Origin of the sequence: Streptomyces sp. NRRL B-24572 (assembly GCF_002156145.1) — a bacterium.
Lineage (GTDB): Bacteria > Actinomycetota > Actinomycetes > Streptomycetales > Streptomycetaceae > Streptomyces > Streptomyces vietnamensis.
Map to the genome: position 1 here is coordinate 1 of NZ_MWIG01000929.1, position 5,349 is coordinate 5,349.

Here is a 5,349-nt window from a genome sequence, read left to right on the forward strand (position 1 = left end):
GTCGACAGCCGGGGCCAGGGCCGGGACACCCCGGACCGGGGCGAGGGCGACGGCACCCAGTGGGTCGAAGGGTTCATGACCCGCGGCATCGACTCCCCGGAGAACCACTACTACCGGCGGCTGATCACCGACTGCGTGCGCGCCGTGGACGCCGTCGCCCAACTGCCCGGTCTGGACGGCGACCGGATCGTGCTGGCCGGCGGCAGTCAGGGCGGCGGACTGGCCCTCGCCGTCGCCGGGCTCAGCGGGGACCGCGTGGCCGCGACGATGCCGGACGTGCCGTTCCTGTGCCACTTCCGGCAGGGCGCGCAGACCGCCCTGGAGGGGCCGTACCAGGAGATCGTCAAGTACCTGCGTTGGCACAGCCCCCACCGCGTGCAGCAGGCCTTCGACACCCTCGACCACTTCGACGGCGTGCACTTCGCCCAGCGGGCCACGGCCCCGGCGCTGTTCAGCGTCGCCCTGATGGACCCGATCTGCCCGCCCCGCACCGTCTACGCCGCCTTCAACCACTACGCGGGCGAGGACCGCACCATGACGGTGTGGCCCTTCGCCGACCACGACGGCGGCTGCGGCGCCAACCCGCCCGTCCAGCTCGCCTGGCTGCACGAGCGCGGACTGACGCCGCAGCTGTGAGCGCGAGCGGCGCTCCGACCTGATCCACGCCGACTGCGAAACCCTGACCCGAACCCCCAAGGGCAGCCCCCCTGGTACCGGGGCCTTACCACCGCGCACCGCGCGCGGACGGAGGAACCTGCCCGATGAGGTTCACCACGGCTACTGGCTGATGCGCCCGGGCGTCACCGCGCGCTACGCCATCGAAGTCGCCGACGTCCGCACCATCCACCACGCCGGTTCGGCGCGGCGCGGTCCCGAGTTCGCTCTGACCGGCGCCGAACAGGGCCAGGGGAAGGCGAGCCGGGACGGCGACGTGGTCGAACCGAGTGCCGGCGACCGCCTCCGGGTGACCACCGACAGCCCGCACCCCCGGCAGCTGCGGACCGGCGGCCCGGCTGGCGCCCCGCACGTCGGCCCGGTCGGCACCCGCGAGGCGGCCCGGTCGGCACCCGCGAGGCGGACCTGTCCTTCCCGGCCTGAACCGGCCCCGGCACGGGGCCCCGCGCGTCACCGCATGGGCGCGCGGGGTCCCGCCCCTTTTCTCACCGCCGAGGGACGAGGCGGGCGATCTTCGGTCAGCGGGCGCCGAGGAGGTGCTCGAGGGCCAGCTGGTCCAGCTGCTCGAAGGCCATGCCACGCCGGGCGGCGGCGTCGACGTCGAACTCCTCGAAGGCGGAGCGGTCCGCAAGGAGTCCGGTCAGGCCGTCCTCCGCGGTGGGGAGGGCGAGCTCGGGAAGCCGGGAGGCGGCGAGCGCGGCCTGCACCTCCGGGTCGGACCGGAAGGCGCGGGAGCGCTCGGCCAGCAGCAGGTAGTTGCGCATGCAGCCGGCCGCCGAGGCCCAGACGCCGTCGAAGTCCTCGGTGCGCGGCGGCTTGAAGTCGAAGTGGCGCGGGCCGTCGTAGCCGGCCGACTCAAGGAGGTCGACCAGCCAGAAGGCCTGCCGGAGGTCCCCCGCGCCGAAGCGCAGGTCCTGGTCGTACTTGATGCCGGACTGGCCGTTGAGGTCGATGTGGAACAGCTTGTCGTGCCACAGGGCCTGGGCGATGCCGTGCGGGAAGTTGAGCCCGGCCATCTGCTCGTGCCCCACCTCCGGGTTGACGCCGACGCGGTCGGGGCGCTCCAGCTCGTTGATGAACGCCAGGGCGTGGCCGACCGTGGGCAGCAGGATGTCGCCGCGCGGCTCGTTGGGCTTGGGCTCGATCGCGAACCGCAGGTCGTAGCCCTGCTCCTCGACGTACTCGCCCAGCAGGTCGAAGGCCTCCTTCAGCCGGTCAAGGGCGGTGCGCACGTCCTTGGCCGCGCCGGACTCCGCGCCCTCGCGACCGCCCCAGGCGACGTAGACCGAGGCGCCGAGCTCCACGGCCAGGTCGATGTTGCGGATCGTCTTGCGCAGCGCGTAGCGCCGTACGTCGCGGTCGTTGGCGGTGAAGGCGCCGTCCTTGAAGACGGGGTGGGTGAACAGGTTGGTGGTCGCCATCGGGACCTTGAGGCCGGCGGCGTCCAGTGCGGCGCGGAAGCGCTTGACCATCTCCTCGCGCGTGGCGTCGCCCGCGCCGAAGGGGATCAGGTCGTCGTCGTGGAAGGTGACGCCGTAGGCACCGAGTTCGGCCAGCCGCTGCACGGTCTCGACCGGGTCGAGGGCGGGGCGGGTCGCGTCGCCGAAGGGGTCGCGCCCCTGCCAGCCGACGGTCCACAGGCCGAAGGTGAACTTGTGCGCGGGGGTGGGGACGAGCGGGCTGCTGGACATGGAGCGGCTCCGGATCCGTGTCGAGGGGGTGTTTGTCATGGCACTTAACAAATTAGTATGCGGGGACGTCAGAAGGAACCCCCAGGGGAGGAACGCATGACCGAGCAGCGTGTCGTGATCGGCGTCGACAGCTCGACCCAGTCCACCAAGGCCCTCGCCGTCGACATCGACACGGGCGCGGTCCTGGGAGAGGGACGCGCCCCGCACACCGTCAGCGAGGGAGCCGGCCGCGAGAGCGATCCCGAGCAGTGGTGGCGGGCGTTCGAGGAGGCCGCCGTGCGGACGGGCTGGGCCGAGCGCGCGGCCGCCGTCTCGATCGCCGGCCAGCAGCACGGCCTGGTCACCCTCGACGCGGCCGGAGCGCCGGTCCGCCCCGCGCTGCTGTGGAACGACGTCCGGTCCGCTCCCCAGGCCGCCGAGCTGAGGGCCGCGCTCGGCCCGGCGGAGATCGTCCACCGCACCGGCAGCCTCCCGACCGCCGCCTTCACCGCCCCCAAATGGGCCTGGCTGCGTGCCAACGAGCCCGCCGCGGCCGACCGCGTCGCCGCCGTCCGCCTCCCGCACGACTTCCTGACCGAGCGGCTGACCGGGGAGGCGGTGACCGACCGCGGAGACGCGTCGGGCACCGGCTGGTGGGGGCCGGACGGCTACGACAAGGACCTCCTCGAACGCATCGGCCTCGACCCGGCCCTGCTGCCGCAGGTCCTCGCGCCGGGCGCGCCGGCCGGCGCGGTCCGCCCGGGGACGGCGCTGCGCGAGGGGGCACTGGTGGCCGCCGGAACCGGCGACAACATGGCCGCCGCCCTCGGCCTCGGCCTGCGGCCCGGGCAGCCTGTGCTCAGCCTCGGCACCTCCGGGACGGTCTACGCCGTCGGCAGGACCCGGCCGGTGGACCCGAGCGGGACGGTCGCGGGCTTCGCCGACGCCCTCGGCGGCTGGCTGCCGCTCGCCTGCACGCTGAACTGCACCCTCGCCGTCGACCGCTTCGCCGCCCTCCTCGGACGCGGGCGCGAGGAGGTCGAGGACGGCGGTTCCGCGGTGGTGCTGCCCTACCTGGACGGCGAGCGCACACCGGATCTCCCGGGCGCCTCCGGACTGGTCCACGGACTGCGTCACGACACCACACCGGGGCAGCTGCTCCAAGCCGCCTACGACGGCGCCGCCCACGCCCTGCTCACCGCCCTGGACGACGTCCTGCGCACGGGCGGCGGGGACCCGGCGGGTGACGAGCCGCTGCTGCTGATCGGCGGCGGCGCCCGCGGCCGCGCCTGGCAGCGGACCGTCCTGCGGCTCTCGGGCCGGGCCGTCCGGGTGCCCGACGCGCAGGAACTGGTCGCGCTCGGCGCGGCCGCCCAGGCCGCCGCACTGCTCACCGGCGAGCCCGCCGACGCGGTGGCACGCCGGTGGCGCACCGCCGAGGGCCCGGTGCTCGAGCCCGTGCCACGGGACACGGACGCGCTCGAACGGATCGGCGATACCCTGCGTCGGGCCGGGGTCTTGCAGGGAGCTCCGGCCGAGGACCGGTAAGAGGGGCGTACGCGTGGCAGTGGTCGGCAGAGCGGGAAACGGCCGGGGGAGCGGGCCCGCGTCGCAACAGGACATGCGACGGCGGAACCTCTCGGTGGTCCTCGGCGCGGTCGCCGCGCACGGCCCGCTGTCCCGCGCGGACGTCGCCGCACGCGTCGGCCTGACCAGGGCGGCCGTCTCCTCGCTGGTCGACGAACTGATCGGGCGGGGGGCGCTGACCGAGGCGGAGACCGCGCCCGACGGACGGGTCGGCCGCCCCGGGCGCGCGCTGTCGGTGAGCGACGAGGGCCCCGCGGGCCTCGGCCTGGAGATCGGCGTCATGCACCTCGGCGCGTGCGTCGTGGACCTGCGCGGAGAACCCCGGGTGTGGCGCCGTGCGGAACGGGCGAACGTCGGCCGGCCGGCAGGGCAGGTGCTGGCGGAGATCGCCGCGCTGGCCGCCGAGGCGGAGGCCGAGGCACGCGACCTCGGGCTGCGCGTCGAGGGCCGGGTCCTGGCCGTGCCCGGGGTGGTGCCGAACGAAGCGGTCGGACGGGTCGAGCACGCGCCCAACCTCGACTGGCGCTCCGTCGCCGTCGCCGACCACTGGCCCGACCAGGACACCGTGCCCGAGCCGGAGAACGAGGCCAACCTCGGGGCCCTGGCCGAGTACTGGAACGCCGAGCAGGCCGCGGAGACCTTCGTGCACGTCTCCGCGGAGGCCGGGATCGGAGCCGCCCTGGTCATCGACGGGCAGTTGTTCCGGGGCGTCCGGGGCTTCGCCGGCGAACTCGGCCACATCCCCGTCCACCCGGACGGAGTCCGGTGCGCCTGCGGTGCGCGCGGTTGCCTGGAGCAGTACGCGGGCCAGGCGGCCGTGCTGCGCGAGGCCGGCCTCGCGCAGCACGGCCGGCAGGACGACCCGGTCGCCCTGCTGGTTGAGCGGGCGGGTGCCGGGCACGCCCCGACCCTGGCGGCGCTCGACCGCGCGGGCCGCGCCCTGGGCCTCGCCCTCGCGTCCGCCGTCGACCTCATCGACCCGGACGGACTCGTCCTCGGCGGCATCTACGCCGAACTGGCCGAGTGGCTGCTGCCGTCCGTCCGTGCCGAACTGGCCGACCGGGTCAGGGTCAGGCCCTGGCCCCCGGAGGCGCTGCGCCCGTCCGCCCTGGGGCGGCGCGGACCCGTCCTCGGCGCCGCGCAGACCACGATCCGTCGGATCATGGCGGACCCCACCCTGCTCCCGGCGGGGTGACCCGCAGCCCGGTGCGCGCGGTGGTCGTGCTCGACCACGACCCTCGAGTGCCCGTCCGGGGCGGTGACCCGCACGTGGACGTACTCGCCGTCGTACCGCCGGGGCAGTTCCCGGCCCCCGGCCTGCTGCTGGAAGGGCTCGGCGACGACACCTCCCTCGACCCCGGCCCACCGCGCCCTGGACCGCCGCCGTGGAACACGGCGGCGGTCCAGGGCGCGGTGG

At 75.2% G+C, this 5,349-nt stretch carries 4 protein-coding genes; 3 read left to right on the forward strand and 1 reads right to left on the reverse strand.

What is annotated here, in order from left to right:
- Positions 1-636 (forward strand): acetylxylan esterase (locus tag CCN56_RS38415; RefSeq protein ID WP_143664782.1); only part of this gene is annotated, 636 nt, incomplete at its 5' end.
- Positions 637-1,193: 557 nt separating this feature from the next.
- On the opposite strand, the gene xylA is transcribed toward CCN56_RS38415, so the two are convergent.
- A complete protein-coding gene (gene xylA / locus CCN56_RS38425) occupies positions 1,194-2,366 on the reverse strand; it encodes a xylose isomerase (protein ID WP_086832282.1) in 1,173 nt (390 codons plus the stop codon).
- A gap of 96 nt (positions 2,367-2,462) precedes the next feature.
- Here xylA and xylB point away from each other — a divergent pair, with 96 nt between their 5' ends.
- Positions 2,463-3,893 (forward strand): xylulokinase, encoded by a 1,431-nt coding sequence (gene xylB, locus CCN56_RS38430; RefSeq protein WP_086832283.1) that lies wholly within the window; start codon positions 2,463-2,465, stop codon positions 3,891-3,893.
- Positions 3,894-3,966: 73 nt separating this feature from the next.
- Positions 3,967-5,127 carry an ROK family transcriptional regulator gene (locus tag CCN56_RS38435; protein WP_086832284.1) on the forward strand — a complete coding sequence of 387 codons (1,161 nt, stop codon included), beginning with the start codon at positions 3,967-3,969 and terminating at the stop codon, positions 5,125-5,127.
- Positions 5,128-5,349: the final 222 nt, after the last annotated feature.

What these genes read in the sequence shown, in the direction of transcription:
- xylB (WP_086832283.1), top strand. Translation starts at nt 2,463, where the DNA reads ATGACCGAGCAGCGTGTCGTGATCGGCGTCGACAGCTCGACCCAGTCC.
- CCN56_RS38435 (WP_086832284.1), top strand. Translation starts at nt 3,967, where the DNA reads ATGCGACGGCGGAACCTCTCGGTGGTCCTCGGCGCGGTCGCCGCGCAC.
- xylA (WP_086832282.1), bottom strand. Translation starts at nt 2,366, where the DNA reads ATGTCCAGCAGCCCGCTCGTCCCCACCCCCGCGCACAAGTTCACCTTC.